This window comes from Gimesia aquarii, assembly GCF_007748175.1.
Lineage (GTDB): Bacteria > Planctomycetota > Planctomycetia > Planctomycetales > Planctomycetaceae > Gimesia > Gimesia aquarii_A.
In genome coordinates this window covers 5,751,578-5,769,033 of record NZ_CP037422.1, presented here as the reverse complement: position 1 = coordinate 5,769,033, position 17,456 = coordinate 5,751,578, and the positions used below count along the sequence as shown (strand labels likewise).

Annotated in this window: 15 protein-coding genes; 8 read left to right on the top strand and 7 right to left on the bottom strand. The window is 43.8% G+C overall.

Annotated features, from left to right (window positions below; translation table 11 throughout):
* Positions 1-221 precede the first annotated feature (221 nt).
* The 3 genes from V202x_RS21865 to V202x_RS21855 all read left to right on the top strand — a co-directional run bounded on the left by V202x_RS21865 (position 222) and on the right by V202x_RS21855 (position 2,383).
* Positions 222-614, top strand: a complete 393-nt coding sequence (locus tag V202x_RS21865; protein ID WP_145178965.1) for a hypothetical protein — start codon at positions 222-224, stop codon at positions 612-614.
* Between the two features lie 80 nt (positions 615-694).
* Entirely contained in the window at positions 695-1,645 is a 951-nt protein-coding gene (locus tag V202x_RS21860) for an aminotransferase class IV (RefSeq protein ID WP_145178964.1), read from the top strand.
* A gap of 57 nt (positions 1,646-1,702) precedes the next feature.
* The gene (locus V202x_RS21855; protein WP_145178963.1) at positions 1,703-2,383 is read left to right on the top strand and encodes a class I SAM-dependent methyltransferase; all 681 of its coding nucleotides are present in this window, start codon (positions 1,703-1,705) and stop codon (positions 2,381-2,383) included.
* A 4-nt stretch (positions 2,384-2,387) separates the two neighbouring features.
* Here V202x_RS21855 and V202x_RS21850 read toward each other — a convergent pair whose 3' ends face one another.
* The 4 genes from V202x_RS21850 to V202x_RS21835 all read right to left on the bottom strand — a co-directional run bounded on the left by V202x_RS21850 (position 2,388) and on the right by V202x_RS21835 (position 7,745).
* Entirely contained in the window at positions 2,388-3,422 is a 1,035-nt protein-coding gene (locus V202x_RS21850; RefSeq protein ID WP_197993036.1) for an EF-hand domain-containing protein, read from the bottom strand.
* Positions 3,423-3,605: 183 nt separating this feature from the next.
* Positions 3,606-5,360 (bottom strand): hypothetical protein, encoded by a 1,755-nt coding sequence (locus V202x_RS21845; RefSeq protein ID WP_145178961.1) that lies wholly within the window; start codon positions 5,358-5,360, stop codon positions 3,606-3,608.
* 261 nt (positions 5,361-5,621) lie between these two features.
* On the bottom strand, positions 5,622-6,581 hold the full coding sequence (locus V202x_RS21840; protein ID WP_145178960.1) for a S1C family serine protease: 960 nt from the start codon (positions 6,579-6,581) through the stop codon (positions 5,622-5,624).
* Positions 6,582-6,638: 57 nt separating this feature from the next.
* Positions 6,639-7,745 carry a cytochrome c gene (locus tag V202x_RS21835; RefSeq protein WP_145178959.1) on the bottom strand — a complete coding sequence of 369 codons (1,107 nt, stop codon included), beginning with the start codon at positions 7,743-7,745 and terminating at the stop codon, positions 6,639-6,641.
* 563 nt (positions 7,746-8,308) lie between these two features.
* Here V202x_RS21835 and V202x_RS21830 point away from each other — a divergent pair.
* Positions 8,309-8,779 (top strand): hypothetical protein, encoded by a 471-nt coding sequence (locus V202x_RS21830; RefSeq protein WP_144985818.1) that lies wholly within the window; start codon positions 8,309-8,311, stop codon positions 8,777-8,779.
* A 143-nt stretch (positions 8,780-8,922) separates the two neighbouring features.
* Here V202x_RS21830 and V202x_RS21825 read toward each other — a convergent pair whose 3' ends face one another.
* Positions 8,923-10,902 (bottom strand): sodium:solute symporter, encoded by a 1,980-nt coding sequence (locus tag V202x_RS21825; protein ID WP_145178958.1) that lies wholly within the window; start codon positions 10,900-10,902, stop codon positions 8,923-8,925.
* A gap of 188 nt (positions 10,903-11,090) precedes the next feature.
* On the opposite strand from V202x_RS21825, the gene murD reads away from it, so the two are divergent.
* Complete coding sequence (murD, locus tag V202x_RS21820; protein WP_145178957.1) at positions 11,091-12,503, top strand: UDP-N-acetylmuramoyl-L-alanine--D-glutamate ligase; 1,413 nt, start codon at positions 11,091-11,093, stop codon at positions 12,501-12,503.
* Positions 12,504-12,506: 3 nt separating this feature from the next.
* Here murD and epmB read toward each other — a convergent pair whose 3' ends face one another.
* Entirely contained in the window at positions 12,507-13,514 is a 1,008-nt protein-coding gene (gene epmB, locus V202x_RS21815; RefSeq protein ID WP_145178956.1) for an EF-P beta-lysylation protein EpmB, read from the bottom strand.
* 243 nt (positions 13,515-13,757) lie between these two features.
* Between epmB and efp the strand changes: the two genes are divergently transcribed.
* The 3 genes from efp (at position 13,758) to miaB (ending at position 16,464) form a co-directional block, all read left to right on the top strand.
* Positions 13,758-14,330: an elongation factor P gene (efp, locus tag V202x_RS21810; RefSeq protein WP_144985814.1), complete on the top strand. Its 573-nt coding sequence runs from the start codon at positions 13,758-13,760 to the stop codon at positions 14,328-14,330.
* Between the two features lie 281 nt (positions 14,331-14,611).
* Positions 14,612-14,830 carry a hypothetical protein gene (locus V202x_RS21805; RefSeq protein WP_144985813.1) on the top strand — a complete coding sequence of 73 codons (219 nt, stop codon included), beginning with the start codon at positions 14,612-14,614 and terminating at the stop codon, positions 14,828-14,830.
* Positions 14,831-14,922: 92 nt separating this feature from the next.
* Positions 14,923-16,464 carry a tRNA (N6-isopentenyl adenosine(37)-C2)-methylthiotransferase MiaB gene (gene miaB / locus V202x_RS21800; RefSeq protein ID WP_145178955.1) on the top strand — a complete coding sequence of 514 codons (1,542 nt, stop codon included), beginning with the start codon at positions 14,923-14,925 and terminating at the stop codon, positions 16,462-16,464.
* Between the two features lie 27 nt (positions 16,465-16,491).
* Here miaB and V202x_RS21795 read toward each other — a convergent pair whose 3' ends face one another.
* A complete protein-coding gene (locus tag V202x_RS21795; protein WP_145178954.1) occupies positions 16,492-17,391 on the bottom strand; it encodes a TIGR01777 family oxidoreductase in 900 nt (299 codons plus the stop codon).
* Between the last annotated feature and the right edge of the window lie 65 nt (positions 17,392-17,456).

Below are 17,456 nucleotides of genomic sequence, written 5' to 3'. Positions count from 1 at the left end.
TGGAAGTATATCGAGCAATGACTCAGAAGTCATACGACTGGTTCATTTTTTGGTCACAATCATCACAGGTTCGTGCTTTTGTTGATTGAAATAAGGACTAGCACCAAAAGGCACTTGCGAATCCGAACCGAACTGGAGAAAATCGGAAATCACTCTGAGGACCGCCCCTTTAAATAAATAGAAATCAGTTGACTAATTTTCAGATGAAGAAGCGAGTCCAAATGAATTTAAAATCGATAATCGTAATGGCCTTATTCGTTTTAACCAGTGGCATATATGACACGAATTCTGTTTACGCACAAGGAGTTGCTTATCCTTGCGGTCCTGATGGTGCTCCACTTTTACGATTCTTAACACCACAAGGATTTATGGGAGCAGATTTTCGGGGAAGCTGCGCTCAGCATGATGCGTGTTATCAAATTCCAGGTATCAGTCGGCGTTACTGTGATTTACAACTTCGTCAGCAATTATACCATCGCTGCAATTATTCCCGGTTCCCACTGGGTTGTCGTATGGTAGCAAATACGATGTATCTACAGGTCCGACTTTTTGGGAGAAGGACGTTCTTAAACTCACAGTACCAATCCCCTTATCCTGTTTACTATGGCTATTGATTCTTTTTAAATTTCCTCACTGCACTTATTTCTGTTTTCTGGGACGAGTTCGTCCTTCTTACGTTGTGATTGGTTTTTAGATGACTGAACCCCAGGCGTATCTTAATGGCGCCTTCATACCGTTTTCAGAAGCAAAGTTGGCTGTGACCGATCTGGGCATTGTTTACGGTGCCGCAGTAACAGAGATGATACGTACATTCGCGCATCAGTTATTTATGCTCGACGAACACCTGGATCGATTGTATTCCGCGCTTGAATATGCCTGCATCGAACCTGTCCCACAAAAATCAGAACTCAGGCAGGTCTGTGAAACAGTGATTGAGCATAATGCAAGACTGCTCCCTCCAGAACATGATCTGGGTTTGACGGTCTTTATCACCGCTGGCCATAACCTGCCTTATCTCGGGTTATCTGAATTAGAAATGTGTCGCACTCCAACAGTTTGTGTTCACTCATTTCCTTTGGCTTTTGAGCTTTGGAACCAAAAATACAATACGGGCCAATATTTGCTAAAAGCGGAAGGACAACAGCTCAATAACAGTATCTTTGACCCTCGTATTAAATCTCGGAGCCGCATTCATCTTTATCGAGCCGACAAACTCGTCCGCAAAGAAAATCCGCAAGCGAGCGCCTTACTCTTTGATCAATCTGGATTTGCGGCCGAAACAACAATCGGTAATTTTTATCTTGTCAAAGACAACATCATTAAAACTCCCCGTCCGGAACATGTACTGGGGGGAATCAGCCAGACTATGGTAGCCCAATTGGCAAAACAGCTTGGACTTTGCTATGAAGAGACAGATATTTCCTCAAATGCGATTATCGATGCGGATGAAGCATTGACGTCTTCAACCGCTTATTGTCTGATGCCAGTAACCCATTTTAACTCTCAGCCGATTTCTGATGGCAGGCCCGGACCCGTTTTTCAAAAGTTGTTGTCTGCCTGGAGTCAGATTGTGGGAGTAGATATTGTAGAGCAGGCAACACAAGTCGGTGAAGCGCGACGAAAGTCGATTTCAGAACAACATTAAACCGGAGTGAATTCTACTCGCTCTGACAGTTTTGACAGTAAATCAGGAACCTTCAACGTGTCACATTATCGGGAATTTTTTAAACAGTTTCGAACTACTTTTGAAACGACCGGTGCCATAGCTCCCAGTAGCCGTTTTTTAGGTTCGAATATGTCTGGACCGATGAAGCAGCATCAGGGGCCCAAGAAAGTTTTGGAAATTGGACCAGGTACCGGTGCGGTCACCAGACAAATCGTCAAGCAGATTCAACCAGGAGATCAACTTGATCTTGTGGAATTGAATGACAAGTTTGTGGAAATTTTAAATCAGCGTTTTGATTCGGAAGTGGCCTTCCAGGAGATCAAACATCTCACATCCATCCATAACTGTCCTCTGCAGGAATATGGAGCAGGAGAAGAATACGATTTTATCATCTCTGGATTACCACTCAATAATTTCCCAACAACTCTCGTCGATGAAATCTTCGAGGCTTATTTTCGCTTGCTTAAGCCAGGGGGAGTACTTTCCTACTTCGAATACATGTATGTTCGCCCTGTACGAAAAGTCGTTTCTCGGGGTGAAGAAAATCAGCGAATTCGAAACATAGATGAAATCATGAGCAACTACACACGCCAGTTCCGAATTCGAACGAACTGGGTTTGGTTTAATCTGCCCCCTGCCTGGGTTCAGCATCTACAAAAAGAAAAAGGCAGTGCTGCATTAGTAGAGCAAACTGCCTCACAAGGTTTAGAGCCTTAAAATTTCAAGAGTCTTTGTTCTTGTTTTTACTCTGAGGGCGATCTTGTGCCGGACGACGAGGACGGTCCATACGATTACCTCCCATCATTTCTCTTAGATCCAAACTTCCATCTTTATTGTGGTCCAGTTTCTCAAAGAGCATTTTCATTTGACTGAGTTCATCTTTGCTCAATTTACCATCCCGATTTGTATCTAAAATTTTGACAAATGCCGGACCAGGACGTTGTCCTGCAGAATCAGTGCGACGACGATTTGTCTCCTGATCTCGCTTTCCTGGACGTTTCATTTCCTGTTTGTCTTTATTATTAGAACGCCCCTGAGGTCGGCGATCTGGTCGGAATTTTGCCAGTGCTTCTGAAAATTCTTTTCTAGAAAATGATCCATCGGCATCTTTACCCGATTGCTCAAGCATATGCCGCAGGAAGCGTTTACCACGTTCAGAGGCTTCGTCGACCGTTAATTTACCGTCTTTGTTCGAGTCCATTCTTTGAAAGATCCGCTCTGACATTTCTGAAGAAATTTTCCGCTGATTACCCTCTTTTTTGTCACCTTCTCCCCGACCTCTGAACTTGGCGCCAAGATTTTTGAGTTCGTCTAATGAAATCTCCTCTTTATTCAGACGTTGAAACAGTGGTTCCAGACGTTTTTTTAAAGGTTCAGGTATTTCGTCTTTCGTAATTTTCTTATCCCCATTGCGATCTAATCGGCTCATAAAAGCTTGAAAATCACGTGGTCCCCGATTCCGATTTGAACCAGTTTCCGTGGGAAATTTCTGTTTTTCTTTATTGAGACCAGACTCAAATTCTGCTTTTGTCAATTTGCCATCTTGATTCTGATCGCCAAGTCGAATGAGATGATCAAAGAATCGTTCCTTTTCCTTAGGTACTTCATCAGCATTTACAATTCCATCAGAATTTTTATCGAGTTGCTGAAAGACATTCTTGCCAGTCGATTCGTCCTGCTCTGGCGCTGCGAATAAACCATTACCTGCGATGCAGAAAATTGCCAACAAAGTCAATGATTTGTAAAAATGTTGCATAACAGCCCCTTTCATGGAAGTGCTGTAATTAAGGAAAGATTTGGAATCAGAACCACTTACTGGCCTATTTAACACGGCAGATCCCAAAAAGTATTGGTTTATTCGATAAAATATGAATATGTACAAAAAAACCCGGTGAGGTCTCTCACCGGGTTAAAAAATTCAAAGACGATCTTGATGACTCTATCGGGATGATTTTTTCACAGTAAATGTGGACGTCAAAAACCCCTGATCATCGGGAACGGTATACCCCCCCGAAATGGGTAAATACTTCTGAATCACTTCAAATGAAGGCATCTTTTCTAAATCAACACCTTCGATATCCACTGCACTCCGATTCTTTAACAACATCTCATAAAGAGCATGAATTTGAGCATCTGAGTTTTGGTAGGTGATGATCGAGGTTTTTTCAGGAAAGGTTTCTGAAATTCGTTTGTAGTCAGCACTATTAAGGAGAGAGCCAACTCCGCGGTCTTTTCGCAAAACTCTTTCAATCTGCTTGACATCATTGGCGACGAAAAGCTGGTTTTCTGCAATACAGAAAGCGGCGTCCGTGGGAGTGTTCAAGACTGCCCCAGGGATTTCATATAAAGTAGTCCCTTGAAATTCTCTGGCCTGACCTGGGAAATCGTCACGAGCAGTCAGAGAAGAAATGATCTTCTGGAACGCATCAGAATTCTTCAATCCAAGTGCAACAGTGAACTGTCCGGACAGTTTGGTCAGATCAATTTGCTCTCCATCAATAATCTCTGTCGCTACCTGAACTCGACCACTCAAGTTATCGACAATATCTTTTTTGATGTGGATTTTGGGACCATCAGGTTTGTCTGCCAATTGATCAACGATCGCCGCCAAAGCACCAGGGCGTCCCTGAAACCCGTCAAACAACGTCTCAATCGAATCGTAGGCACTTTCGATCCCCCAATTGATTGAATAATACGATGAGACCTTATCGGAAACCCATTCGGGTGGTTGCTGAGCGACAGCCGGACATTTAAACATCGAAATAATTCCCGATGTCGGTAATTCAACAAATGTAAATGTTCTGCTAATCGAATCAAAATCTTCCGTGGCAAGATAACTCGTTCCGCCAACTGCTTTAAGGTTGGTGATTCCCAAGGCAGGTAGAAAGCCCTGCACCATGGCAACCTGTGGATTTGCTCGGCTGGCAATTCCTAAAACGGTTTGCAGTGTGCCGATTGGATTCATGTACCACTGCATGACGGCGGGAGCGCCAGGCTCAGAGCATTTTTGTTGAATGTATTGATACTCTTTTTTGTTGGCAAGCGAATCCTGATTTTGACCATCCCACATTGACAAAACTGATTCCAGAATTTTGTCATCATTGGAGACAACAAGAGTTTTCTCTTTGAGAAAGTATGCAAACTTCTTTGCTAAGGGAACTTTAACAGGGCCTGCATCCGCACCATCATCTCCGAATGAATAGACGGTAATTTTCGTCCCTTCAGCACTATTGATTGAACGTTGAGCGCCTTGTTTATCCAGCGCATCTGCTGTCTTAGTCAAAATCTTTTCGAGTATTTCACCACTTTCTCCATAGTCCATGAAAGCAACGCCACCTAATTTGCCATCACTGGTTTTGACGAAAGCAAGTGAAATTTCCCGACTGGGAATCCCCATGACTTGATCGAGACTCAAATCTGTTTCTTCTTCAAATTTTTGTGAGTACTTTTCAATCAGTTTCACCAGATCTTTTTTCATATCGGCGAACGCTTCATCGTGAGTAATTTGCCCCATAGAGCTTTTACTCCATTGCTCCCCAAATTGTTCAACGTCGGGAACCGAAAAATACAGAAGTGTATCGGCGGGAATTCGCTGAGCAGCCGAGATTCTGTCTTGTGCAATACCGACTTGACCAGTCAGCAGTAAAATTGCCTGTATCAGCATTAAAGTGCATAACAAAAATGGCTTTCTCATTGTAGCCTTCATTCTTTCTCTATCAGGGGACAGGGGATTTTAAAAGTACCTCACGCTCGGTTTGTAGATTCAAACACAGATTGAACTCTAGCAAACAGAATCGCGCAACGATCATTTGAACTGTCTATTTGTAGCATTTCTGCCTTTCGTAGCAACCCCAACCGACTGATCATTGTGTGAGTAATAATAAATTGATCCGATGAGGTACTGGTACACTACTGGGTACCAGAAAAATGGTGAAATGGTTACAACTTTTTCGAATTACTTTTGAAAATTCATATTTTTTCTACGAGGCGCATTGAAGTAGTGGTGCCCTGTATTGGGACTGGATTTATCGAACGCAAATGCGTCTCGGTTATCGAGAAAGTGCTTTACATAAGTAATGGGAATAGCAAAACCCAGCCCTTCTCCCAAAATTAATTTCATATTCGTGACTCCGATCACTTCACCTCGGGAGTTGAATAATGGTCCACCGCTGTTACCGGGATTGATCTGTGTCGTAGTTTGTATATAAACAATGCCTTCCATGTTTCGATTTCTGGTACTGACAATTCCTCGCGAAACAGAACGCTCGAGTCCTAAAGGATTACCGATGGCAAAGACTTCATCGCCTTCACGTTGTTGATCATTTTCTGCTAAATAAACAGTCCGAAATGACATATCTTTTTGTAGAGGAATCCGCAACAAAGCCAAGTCAAAAAAGGGATTCAACGCCAGGATCTCAACATCTTTAATCTGTCGACGCTGAAATTCGCCACTTTTGGTACGATGAAAAATGGTAGCTGCAATACGCGTTTCCTTTTCAACAACGTGATAATTCGTAACACAGTAACCACGGTCATTGATGATAAACCCTGAACCAAGCCCACTGGGAGTTTGAATGAGCGTGACTGCCTCCCCGTAGAGACGGGCGAGTTCTTTGATGCTTTTGACGGGAAGTTCGGCAACAGAATAGATTTTATTTTTATTTTTTTTTACGGGGGTTTTGCCTTTGGTAGCGACTTCTTCTTTTGTCCGAGAGCGAATCTGATTGACGGGAATTCGCAGAACTTCAATTCCAATATCAACAAGTAAATGATTGTTGCTCTGCTTGAGAACGTCCCCTTGAATTTTATGCCCGCTTACCAGTTCGATCCAATCGGCGCGCGTACTGCTGGATAGACACAGAAAACACAGTAGCAGACTAGCTCTGACACCTAAATCGCACCAATAACGTCTCATGCCCTTAAATCCCTCCCCTGGCAACTTCTCATAGTTAATGCTTTTGAGACTGAAATTCTATTCTTTGTATTCACTATGGCATTGTGTACAAGCTTTATAAACTTGAGTTAAACCTTGATCAAACTCTTCATAATTGTCGCTTTTTGCAGCTGCTACCATTTTCAAACAAGCATCCGACATCGGATTCGCATAGCCTAAAAAGCCTTCATCATCGACATATCCATATCCCTCAGTTGTTATCACTTTCGCTATCGCAGCCAGCAAATGTGCTTCGTTGATTACTTTTTCTTTTTCCGCTTTCAGAGCATCGGCGCTGCCTACATTGGATTTTAACCATTTGGAAGCAATATCAGCACGTTTCATTAAGTCGCCCATGGAAGCAACATCGGAGAGCGGTATTTTGTCTTCGGATTTGGGAACGTCTGCTGGTAAACTCCCATTTAGAATGACAATCATCTGTTCATAAGGAATTTGAACCTTACGAAACGATTTCGCTCCTCGCATCAATGGTTCGGCTGTGAAAGCGGCGGATAAATCGCGAAGATATTTTGCATTTTTTTTCCAACCAATGTCTTCAGGATGTTCTGTAACAATCCCCGCCAGAGCAGCTAAAGTAGCTGTAAATGTAGGAAGTTCCAGATAGCTGGTATTATAGGTTCCCACAGATTGCATGTTTCTGGTTAAACGATTCCGTATCTCTTTGACCTGTGCTTCAACCACAGGCATTGGAATGATTGTTTTCCAATCGACCCCGCCAGTGGGAGACGGTTCTTGAGTCTCAGTTGTTTTCGTTGCATTCGGTGATGTACTCGCAGCAGTAGAATTAGCAACACTGGTCCCTGGTAAGGCAACCGGTGTGACTGATTTACTATTTGCGGCAACCGCGAGGGGATTATCAAACCAGACATCGTAAGGGATGCCATCAATCATCTTACGGTCATCTTTTACTTTTTTCTCAGATGTTTTTGCCGGCTGCTTTTTTGCATTTTGCGCGACTTGTGTATTTGGTGTTGCGTTAGATGACTGTGATGAGGGTTGGGGAGCAGGCGCTGTTGGAGTCCCCCCCCCACATCCCGTTAATACGACAGCAAACAGACAGGTACAAACCGATTTGATTGGCTGTAAGATAGATTTCCTATCTAACCGGTTTTCCAGCATTTTCATGGAAGTCTCCCTCAAGTCCTTGAAATTAAACCAATTAGATTATGTGTGATCCAAGCCTCGGTTGCAACTGCAGCTTGCCCTGATTGTTCAATTCCTTCTCTTGAACTGTTTCCCCAAATCGGTTACGGATGTGCCAGTAATTCACGAAACCCATGTGTCGAAACGAATCAATACGTTTGAACATTTTAATACAATTTACTTTGGTTGCATATACTGTGTAAAAATATTCCGATCGGGCAATACAGGCCTATTTGGATGTTTGCATAAAAAAAGAGGCAACTAGCCTTGTCAACTCAAAGTTCACTTATTATTTGTGACCATTATCAGCCATGTAACTGATACCGGTTTTTCATCTGCTCTGCTGAAAATTCTGTCACTGATATTTTCTGTAGGGTATAATTTGGTGGTGGACAACCGAGAGACCTCCTTGACTGTTCGACTGCTTAACTGATCGCTTCTGGAGAATGCCAACAAGCAAGTGGTTAAGGAAACACTAAAAATTGATTTTTATCAATCAGCTGCCTTAATGGAGTTCACCATGGTAGCAAAAGGAGTACACAGAGATGACTAAGATCGTTTGTTTCACGTTAGGCATTATTGCTGTCTCAGTGACAGCTGCTCAGGCCGAAGGTCCTGCATTTAAATTAGGGCAAGGAATTTTTCTGAGCCAAACCACTGCAGCCCCTCCTGCTTCGACAGTTGCACCTGAACCGATGCCAGAGTTAATGCCACAACCGTATGAACAACATGTTGCTTCAGAAGAGATTCGGCTGTTTGAAAATGTTCGTTACCGTCGACCTCGCAACATTGCCCCTTGTTCAAACCCTAAATTAGTAACCATTGTCGATCCTTGTGCCCCCAGACGCAGTTGTTGTGAGCCAGGATGTGTTGCTGTAGAAATCTGTGCCCCGGGATGTGCTTGCGAGTGTGTCCGTTGCAGCAAAGATGGACGCCGCAAAGTTTTTGACTATGGTAAATACAGTGTGGTTGTTGAATCACACCGAGGAAAAGTTGTCGTCACCTATCGTAGCTAATTACAACTTTGATAGCTTCATCACAATTGAAAAAGCCAGAAACAGTTTTTGTTTCTGGCTTTTTTTGTATATACGAGGGCAACAAGACCCGAAAAGAGACAGCGACTTGAATTCTGCCTTTGAGATTTTGCAGATCCAAATTCTCACGCGTATTCTGCAAGAAGTTTCGTCAAATAAATAATGGCAAACACAGCACACCAGGCTAAGACAAAGCCACCCAGATCCTGAAAGGTCGGTCTGGGAATTTCGATGTCTTTTGAATTGGGGAATAGTTTTTTCCCCATTGGTTCAGGTTCTTCTGGAAGTGTGCACGGTGATGGCACGACCTCACCCAGCTTCACGGGAGTATGCATCAACTGATAGAAATGGTCGAGTTTTTCCTGAGATTGCCGTTTCGTCAGTAAACTGACAATAATACCGCTGAGAATGGCAACCCCCATAAATGATACCATTTGCCATACATCACGCATCACAATTTGCTCTTTCACAGTTTTAAACATACTTTCAGGAAACAGACCTGTTTGATGAATTAAGTCAGCCCTAAAGGCGACGGCGATCCAAACGAGAATCCCAGTTAATGTGGAAACCCAGACAGAAATGACATTCCAACGTCTCCAGACAATGCCAAACCAGAGGCTGATGCCGATACAGGCGGGCGTTTTTACAATCACTTTCAAGGCTGCGATGATGTCGGTAAACGTGGTTTGCAAAATAAGTGCTAAGATCACAATGATTAATCCAGACAAACGTCCTACCCAGAGGTAATGACGCTGGGAACGGTTTTTCACAATGCATTTGCGATAGATATTTTCCGTAAATAAACCACTAGAAATAATCATTTGTGCGTCACTGGTGCTCATGACTGCCGCTAACAGAGAAGCAAGCAAGAGCCCAATCAAGCCTGGTGCAATGCGGGGCAGAATATCATGCGCAGCCATTCCAAAGAGTTTGTCAGCAAAGTTGCGGTCATGCTTGTCGATTCTTGCTTTTTCCTCATCGGGAAGCTGATTGTATTCCGGGCTGGCCCGCATCACCAACGATTGATAAATCGCTTGATCGGCAGGATCATCAGACGTTTTCAGCGGACTGTTATCACCCATGTACCAGACAATGCAGGCAAGGCCGGTAAACGTCCAGGCAACGGTGCAAAATCGCTTGAGAAAGTTTCCAACAGTAAATCCGAAACGGCCTTCATATTCCGTTTTTCCTGCACCACAGACTCCCATAATGTGAGGTTGAATTACGATACCTGCGAGCGCTGTCACGGACAACATGAATACATAAAAGGGAGTAATGGGCTCACTCCCCAACGTGGCAGCAACTTGAGGGCTGGCGACCAAATCGAGCATCCCCTGCTTGAGATCGGCCTGTTTATGTAATTCGCCAAAACCGCCAATTTGATAAAAGACGAACGGTAAAAGCAAAAATGAGAACACAATCGTCAGAATACCCTGAATGAAGTCGGTGATAATGGCGGCACCTAATCCCCCTGCCATTCCATAAATCACAAACATGACTGTTACTGCCAGGATCGCATATTCATAACCCTGCAGTCTCCGCTCTGTAATCTTGAATATTTTTTCCTTTGCATCCCATTCGGCTGCAGGAACCATGATGTCGGCTTTGACAGCGATACGGTCTAATTCGTTTCCAGTCAAAGCATCGACCATTTTACCTGTGCCAAATAAACCACCGGCAATAAACGTAATTGAAATCGCAATGCCATAGAAAGAATACATCACAGCGGTGGGACCATTAAAGCGGGTCTCGAAGAAATCAGCGGTAGTCAGCGCCCGCATCCGCCGCATGATAGGAGCGACAATCCAATAAAAGGGAGTTGCCCATAACCAGAGAAACTGCCACCAGATACCAGCCAGTCCTGCGCGCCATGTTCCCGCTACGACACTGATGGCCTGTTCGCTGCTTGTACCGGAACCAAAGGCAAAAAACATCATGAACACTTTGCCAAACCGACGGCCTCCCATGAAGAAGTCCGCCATATCTTTCACTTTTTTGACCGACCAGATACCAATGGCAAGAATGACGACGAAATAAAGCGCCAGTACAATCCAGTCAGCTGGATGGAGTCCTAACCAGATATTTTTCTGAGCAGCGAGTATCATGTGCTGATCCTCTCATTGACCAATGTTGAATGATTATGAATTCAAAATTAGACTACCGAGGATTTTCTAAATATGCAAACCTACTGATGCAAGAGTCCCTTACCTGATCATTTCAATCTCTTTGGAGTTTTCTTAATCTAACTTGTGTGCAAAAATTTGTTGTTGCACTCAAAGCGAGAAAATAGCTTATGCCAATCAAACCTTTCCTGATTCATGACTTTGATTTGAAAGGGAAACGTGCAACCGTGCTTGGTTTAGGGCGGTTTGGAGGGGGAATTGCAGCCGTTGAGTACCTTTCCCGATTGGGTGTTTGTATCAGTGTCATTGATAGCCAAAATGAAGAGACTCTCTCTGAATCACTAAAACAACTCAGCTTGTATCCCGACATCACATATGAATTGGGAAGTTCATCAACCGAATTACCTGCGACAGATTTATTGGTCCTGAATCCTGCGATCCCCCCTGCTCACCCACTCGTCAAATATGCGCAAGAACAATGTATCCCAGTAACCAGTGAAATCGAACTTTTTTGGCAATTGAACCGTGGTAGAGTCATTGGAGTTACTGGCAGTAATGGAAAATCGACTACAGCAGCAATGATCTATTCGATTCTGGAGGCGAACGGAACTCGCTGCTGGTTAGGCGGAAATATTGGCGTGAGCCTGTTACCTGTTGTTGATCAGATCCAACCGGAAGACTGGGTTGTATTAGAGCTCAGTAGTTTTCAACTGGATGCACTGAATCGTATTCAAGCCAGTCCGCATGTGGGAGTTGTGACCAATTTTAGTCCGAATCATCTGGACTGGCATCAAACCCTGGAACACTATCGACAATCGAAACAAACCATCTTGTGTTGGCAAACAGAACATGATTTTGCTGTCCTTAATGCCGATGATTCAGATTTACAGAGTTGGAAAAGACATGGGAACATTTCCACATTTGGAGCCATACCACATCTGCAGCCGGATGTGTTGATGGATAATGATTCCTTTATGATTTCCGATCCCAAAAGGGAATTTCAGGTAGAACTCAAAGTGCCAGGCAGGCATAATCGCATGAACGCGGCTGCAGCAATTTCCGCTTGCTGTTGCGTACAGATTAATGAAGCAGCGATACAAACAGGCTTAGAAGCATTTCAAGGTTTACCTCATCGATTGCAATTCGTCGGTGAATTCCAGAACCGGCGTTTTTATAACGATTCACTGGCTACGACACCCGAATCTGCTATTTGTGCAATCAATGCGTTTTCTCAAGTCCCTGTTATTTTATTGGCGGGTGGGTCTGACAAAAAAGTGGATCTGACAGAGTTTGCAAAAACAATTCTCAAGACAAAAGCGACAGCCCTGATGGGAGAAACAGGATCGACATTAGATCTTCTCCTAGAAAATCTCAAGCCCGCTGAGAGTCAAGTTGCTTCGGCATTGATTTCTCACCCTCACAAATCATTTCAAGAGGCATTTGATTGGGCTTTTCAACACTCTGAACCAGGTGATGTGATTTTACTTTCACCGGGCTGTGCAAGTTATGACTGGTTTTCCAGCTTTGTAGAGCGAGGTGAGCGATTTTCCGAGTTGGTTCAATTCCTCTCCGACCGAAAATAAATATCAGCCCAGTAAAGAGATTTTATGGGATTCGCCTTCGATTTCCCTGACGTATTGTGGCACTGCATAGCCGGGAAGTCGCCTTCGTAATTCACAAATCAGTTCACGGCCCTGCTCCTCCGCAACTTCAAAGTGTGCTACTCCGCTGACACGGTCTAATTGATGCAAATAATAAGGCATGACTCCCAGATTAATCAGGCTTTCAGAAAGCTTTAAAAGTGTATCAACCGAGTCATTAACGCCTTTCAACAAGACAGACTGGTTCAAAACCGGGATCCCTGTCTGTAATAGCTGACGGATCGCAATTTCGACATCCTCTGCAAGTTCATTTGGATGGTTAGCGTGTATGACCATCCAGACAGTCGTTCCGTTTTCCGTAAGACGTTGAAACAAGTCCAATAAACCGGAATGAATTCGATCTGGAAGCACAACTGGCAAGCGGCTATGAATTCGTAGTCGCTTAACGTGAGGAATCTCAGTGATTCGCTCGCATAGTTCCTGTAAACGGACATCAGTCAGTAATAACGGATCGCCTCCGCTCAGAATCACTTCTTGAATTGATGAATCAGATAATAGTGATTTCCAGGCGGGCTCCCAATCAGCTAAGGTGCGAGGTTCCTCTCCATAGGGATAGTGCCTGCGAAAACAATAGCGGCAATGAATGGCACAGGCACCGCTTACCATCAGGAGTGCTCTCCCCTGATATTTATGTAACATTCCAGGAGTACTACGGACATTCAAATCGCCAACTGGATCGGTAGTGAAACCGGGAACTGTTTGGGTCTCAATTTCCAAAGGCAGAACTTGTTTCAGTAACGGGTCTGCTGGATTTCCATGCTCAATCCGGTTCAAATAACTAATGGGAACCATCAATGGAAACAATTGAACAGATCGTAACGCGGGTTGCAGTAGACTGCTCGGTAAATTTAACCGAGCTATCAGTTCCTCGGGATCGCGGATTGCCTGAGCGAGCGATTTTTGCCAGGTCGTTTCTGCAATGCTGGGTGACATAAATTGATCCATTCCCAATAGATATAGCTGATTGATTTCAGTCGTCTGACTGTCTGAGACCCTGACTGAATCACAAAAATTCTTTTTCTACTCGTAAAATCAAGAGAATCTGCGGCAGGAATTGAGTAACAATTCGACCTCTCTCCGTTTTCAATAGTTGAAAGATATGTTATTCTTTCGCCCTTGGATACATTACACAAACGTATTTTTGTACAACACATTCAATGTCAGAGAAATTCAGCAATGCCACAAATCAGTACAGGCGATTTTCGTAAAGGTATTAAGGTAATCGTCGACGGTGATCCTTATGAAATGATTGAGGTCAACTTTGTCAAGCCGGGCAAAGGTCAGGCCTTATACCGTACGAAACTGAGAAATTTGCTCAAAGGTACCATACTTGATCGCACTTATAAAAGTGGGGGCGAAAGCCTGGAACAGGCTGATATCCGCAAGGGAGATGGTCAATACCTTTATAAAGATGCAACCGGTCTGCACTTTATGGACAATGAATCATTTGAACAATATTCGATTGATGAATCAGTATGCGGAAATGCTGCAGAATACCTGCTGGATGGAGCAATTTGCGGCCTCTTATTCTGGAATGATCAGTTGATCGGTATGGATCCACCACAACAGGTGATTGTTGAAGTCACCTACACTGAGCCAGCCGCCAAAGGAAACACAGCTACAAACGTCACAAAACCAGCCACCATCGAAACCGGCGCTACAGTGAACGTGCCTGCGTTTATTAATGTTGGTGAAAAAATTAAGGTAGAAACCGCCACAGGCTCCTACGTGGAACGTGTTCGCGAATAGTCATTTGCAAATCGCTTGGCTTTGAAATGAATTAATGCAAAAATGCCAGTTCATTTGCTTCTTTTTCGAATGAATCAGCAGAAAATACGTGTTTTTTATGATTCTTTTGAGTAGGTTTCATGAATCTGGCTCAAATGATATTGAATTATCTTCAAGTGTTGCAAAAATACAAAATGAACCTCGTTTCAGCTTGTATTCGATAAGTTCAAGGGAGTTTTCAACAGTAAGTTATTACTGAAATCACGATAATTGTGCCACCATGGATCTCAGGGAGGATTGACATGGATGTCTGGAATCTGGTCTTGTATGTCGTTGCTTCACTTTTAGCTCTGAAGTCTCTGGCATCATTAATGACGCATCACAAGAAAGTGGTCGCCCACCAATTGGCTCTTGAGTATACACAAGAATTATCCCAAAATGGGAAAAAAGTATCTCAAAGTGATTCGCCAGATCAAGAAGTAAAACCGAATCCTTCAGATCAAAAAGCACCAGCAGCTTAGTCACTTATGATTTCAGGATAATCTGATGCGGGCTGATTGTTTTACATTCTGCTCGCAGTTTTTTTGTTTATAGAGAGTAATTGAATCCATTAATGTCTCACGTTGATCAAACCAATGACCATGCAGCAGAGCCCCTCCCTGTTAGCGATACTGCAGTTGATTCAGAAATCCTGACTGGCCATAACCACAAACTTTACATAGAAACTGTGGGCTGTCAGATGAATATGCTCGACAGTGAGCTGGTTGTGGCAGACCTTCGAAAACGTGGATATGAACTGACAAAAGACGTTAAGGAAGCAGAAACCATCCTCTTTAACACATGTAGTGTCAGAGAGCATGCTGAGCATAAGATTTATAGCTCATTAGGTAGACTTCGATATGGAGCTCGAAAAAATCCGAAAAAAGTAATCGGAGTGATGGGCTGTATGGCGCAGAAAGATCAGAAACTGATTTTTCAAAAAGCGCCCCAGGTTGATTTCGTTGTTGGAACCGGTCAGCTTGCTCAAGTATCAAGTTTAATTGATAAAGCACGAATTCATCATAGTCAGAATCAACGCAGCCGCGAACTCGCTGTAGGCCTAGGACGCAAAGACGGAAAACATTCGGAAATCACAAACAGCTTCCAAAGCTATGATCCATTGCGTGATCCCGAAATGCGACCTTCACCATTCCAGGCATTTGTGCGGATCATGATTGGCTGCGACAAGTTTTGTTCGTATTGTGTCGTTCCTTCGACAAGAGGTCCCGAACAAAGTCGCTCGCCAAGAGAGATTGCTTCTGAAGTCAGAGTGCTGGCTGATCAGGGGGTCAAAGAAGTCACTCTTTTGGGGCAAACTGTCAACAGCTACAAACACACTCAGGATGGCAAACTCTTTCGCTTGTCTGATTTGCTATCTCTTATTCATGATATTGAAGGAATCGATCGTATCAAGTTCGTTACCAGCTATCCTAAAGATATGACGAACGATCTGCTGGAAGCGATTCGAGATCTCCCCAAGGCGACTCGTTATTTGCACGTTCCTTTGCAACATGGTTGCAATGACGTTTTGAAATATATGAAGCGCGGCTATACCGTTGAAGATTATCGCGATATGATGCAACGGATTAATGAGATTCTGCCTGGCTGCTCTGTCTCGAGTGATTTTATTGTGGGACATCCCGGCGAAACAGAAGAATCACATCAGAAAAGCCTGGAATCAATTCGTGAATTTCGGTTTAAAAACAGTTTCATCTTCAAATATAGCGAACGCCCCGGCACAAAAGCAGCCGAACGATTTTCAGATGATATTCCAGATGAAGTCAAGAAGCGTCGTAACAATGAAATGCTGAAATTACAAAATGAAATCAGCGAAGAAGACAATGCGGAATTCATCGGCAGGCAAGTGGAAGTCCTCGTTGAAGGACCAAGTAAGTCCGCACAAAAAGTGACTGAAAATTCAAATGAATCGCTGGCTGAACAGTTAATGGGACGTTCCAACTGTGATCGAATTGTTGTCTTTGATGGGAATCCGCGTCTGGCAGGATCTTTAGCCCAGGTTGAAGTCTTTGATGTCACACCCACCACGCTTATTGGTTCGATTGTCACCAAAGAATATCAGCACAATCCAAGCTCATCACTTCCGATTCTCCAATAGTGTAGTTTATCAGAATCCGTTGTGAGATTAGAGAATGCCGCGTAACGCACTTTCTAACTTGGCATATTGAAACTGATACCCGGCATCCCGCAACCGTTGTGGCGTCACTCGAGCACTACTTAGTATTAATTCCTGTCCCATTTCGCCTAACAGGGCTTTAATTCCCCAGGCAGGGACTGGCAAGGCAGTCGGTCGCGACAGAACAGTCCCCAGTGTTTTAGTGAATTCCAGATTAGTGACTTCATCGGGAGCCACAAAATTGACAGGACCTTCTATTTCCTTATTTTGCAAACAGAACTGAATTGCTTTAATCACATCTGGCAAAGCGATCCAACTCCAATATTGTGATCCGGCCCCCACCTTTCCTCCTGCTCCCAATTTGAATGGCGTTAGCATTTTTGCTAACGCACCTTCCCGTTTATCTAGAATCATCCCCAATCGCATATTGATGACACGAATTCCCGCACTTGCAGCAGGTTGCGTGGCATGTTCCCAGGCATCACAGACATCTGCTAAAAATCCCTGACCTCTTTCGCTGGATTCATCGAGCCGTTCATCACTGCGATTTCCGTAAAATCCAATTGCAGAGGCGCATAAAAACGTGGAAGGAGGAGTCTCGAGAGAGGCCATCGTATTTGCCAGTAGCTTAGTTGATTGCACACGGCTATTAAAGATCGCTTGTTTTACATCGGCTGTCCAACGCTTATCAGCAATATTGACTCCCCCAAGGTGGATGACAGCATCAACTCCCGAAAAAACTTCCGGCGACAGGACATCCTGATTGGGTTGCCAGATGGCTGTTTTGCCTGATGTATCAGAAGACTTTTCACGAATCAACCGTACAACTTCATTGGCTGAATCCGCTTCCAGCTCCCGACATAATTCTGTTCCAACGAGTCCTGAACTGCCTGCGATCAATAGTTTCATCTGTGTATCTTTTCCATAAAGAGAATGTACGCTACTATGAATTGAAACATGTCATGGAATTCTTA

What these genes read in the sequence shown, in the direction of transcription:
- V202x_RS21865 (WP_145178965.1), top strand. Translation starts at nt 222, where the DNA reads ATGAATTTAAAATCGATAATCGTAATGGCCTTATTCGTTTTAACCAGT.
- V202x_RS21860 (WP_145178964.1), top strand. Translation starts at nt 695, where the DNA reads ATGACTGAACCCCAGGCGTATCTTAATGGCGCCTTCATACCGTTTTCA.
- V202x_RS21850 (WP_197993036.1), bottom strand. Translation starts at nt 3,422, where the DNA reads ATGCAACATTTTTACAAATCATTGACTTTGTTGGCAATTTTCTGCATC.
- V202x_RS21845 (WP_145178961.1), bottom strand. Translation starts at nt 5,360, where the DNA reads ATGAGAAAGCCATTTTTGTTATGCACTTTAATGCTGATACAGGCAATT.
- V202x_RS21840 (WP_145178960.1), bottom strand. Translation starts at nt 6,581, where the DNA reads ATGAGACGTTATTGGTGCGATTTAGGTGTCAGAGCTAGTCTGCTACTG.
- V202x_RS21835 (WP_145178959.1), bottom strand. Translation starts at nt 7,745, where the DNA reads ATGAAAATGCTGGAAAACCGGTTAGATAGGAAATCTATCTTACAGCCA.
- V202x_RS21830 (WP_144985818.1), top strand. Translation starts at nt 8,309, where the DNA reads ATGACTAAGATCGTTTGTTTCACGTTAGGCATTATTGCTGTCTCAGTG.
- V202x_RS21825 (WP_145178958.1), bottom strand. Translation starts at nt 10,902, where the DNA reads ATGATACTCGCTGCTCAGAAAAATATCTGGTTAGGACTCCATCCAGCT.
- murD (WP_145178957.1), top strand. Translation starts at nt 11,091, where the DNA reads ATGCCAATCAAACCTTTCCTGATTCATGACTTTGATTTGAAAGGGAAA.
- epmB (WP_145178956.1), bottom strand. Translation starts at nt 13,514, where the DNA reads ATGTCACCCAGCATTGCAGAAACGACCTGGCAAAAATCGCTCGCTCAG.
- efp (WP_144985814.1), top strand. Translation starts at nt 13,758, where the DNA reads ATGCCACAAATCAGTACAGGCGATTTTCGTAAAGGTATTAAGGTAATC.
- V202x_RS21805 (WP_144985813.1), top strand. Translation starts at nt 14,612, where the DNA reads ATGGATGTCTGGAATCTGGTCTTGTATGTCGTTGCTTCACTTTTAGCT.
- miaB (WP_145178955.1), top strand. Translation starts at nt 14,923, where the DNA reads ATGTCTCACGTTGATCAAACCAATGACCATGCAGCAGAGCCCCTCCCT.
- V202x_RS21795 (WP_145178954.1), bottom strand. Translation starts at nt 17,391, where the DNA reads ATGAAACTATTGATCGCAGGCAGTTCAGGACTCGTTGGAACAGAATTA.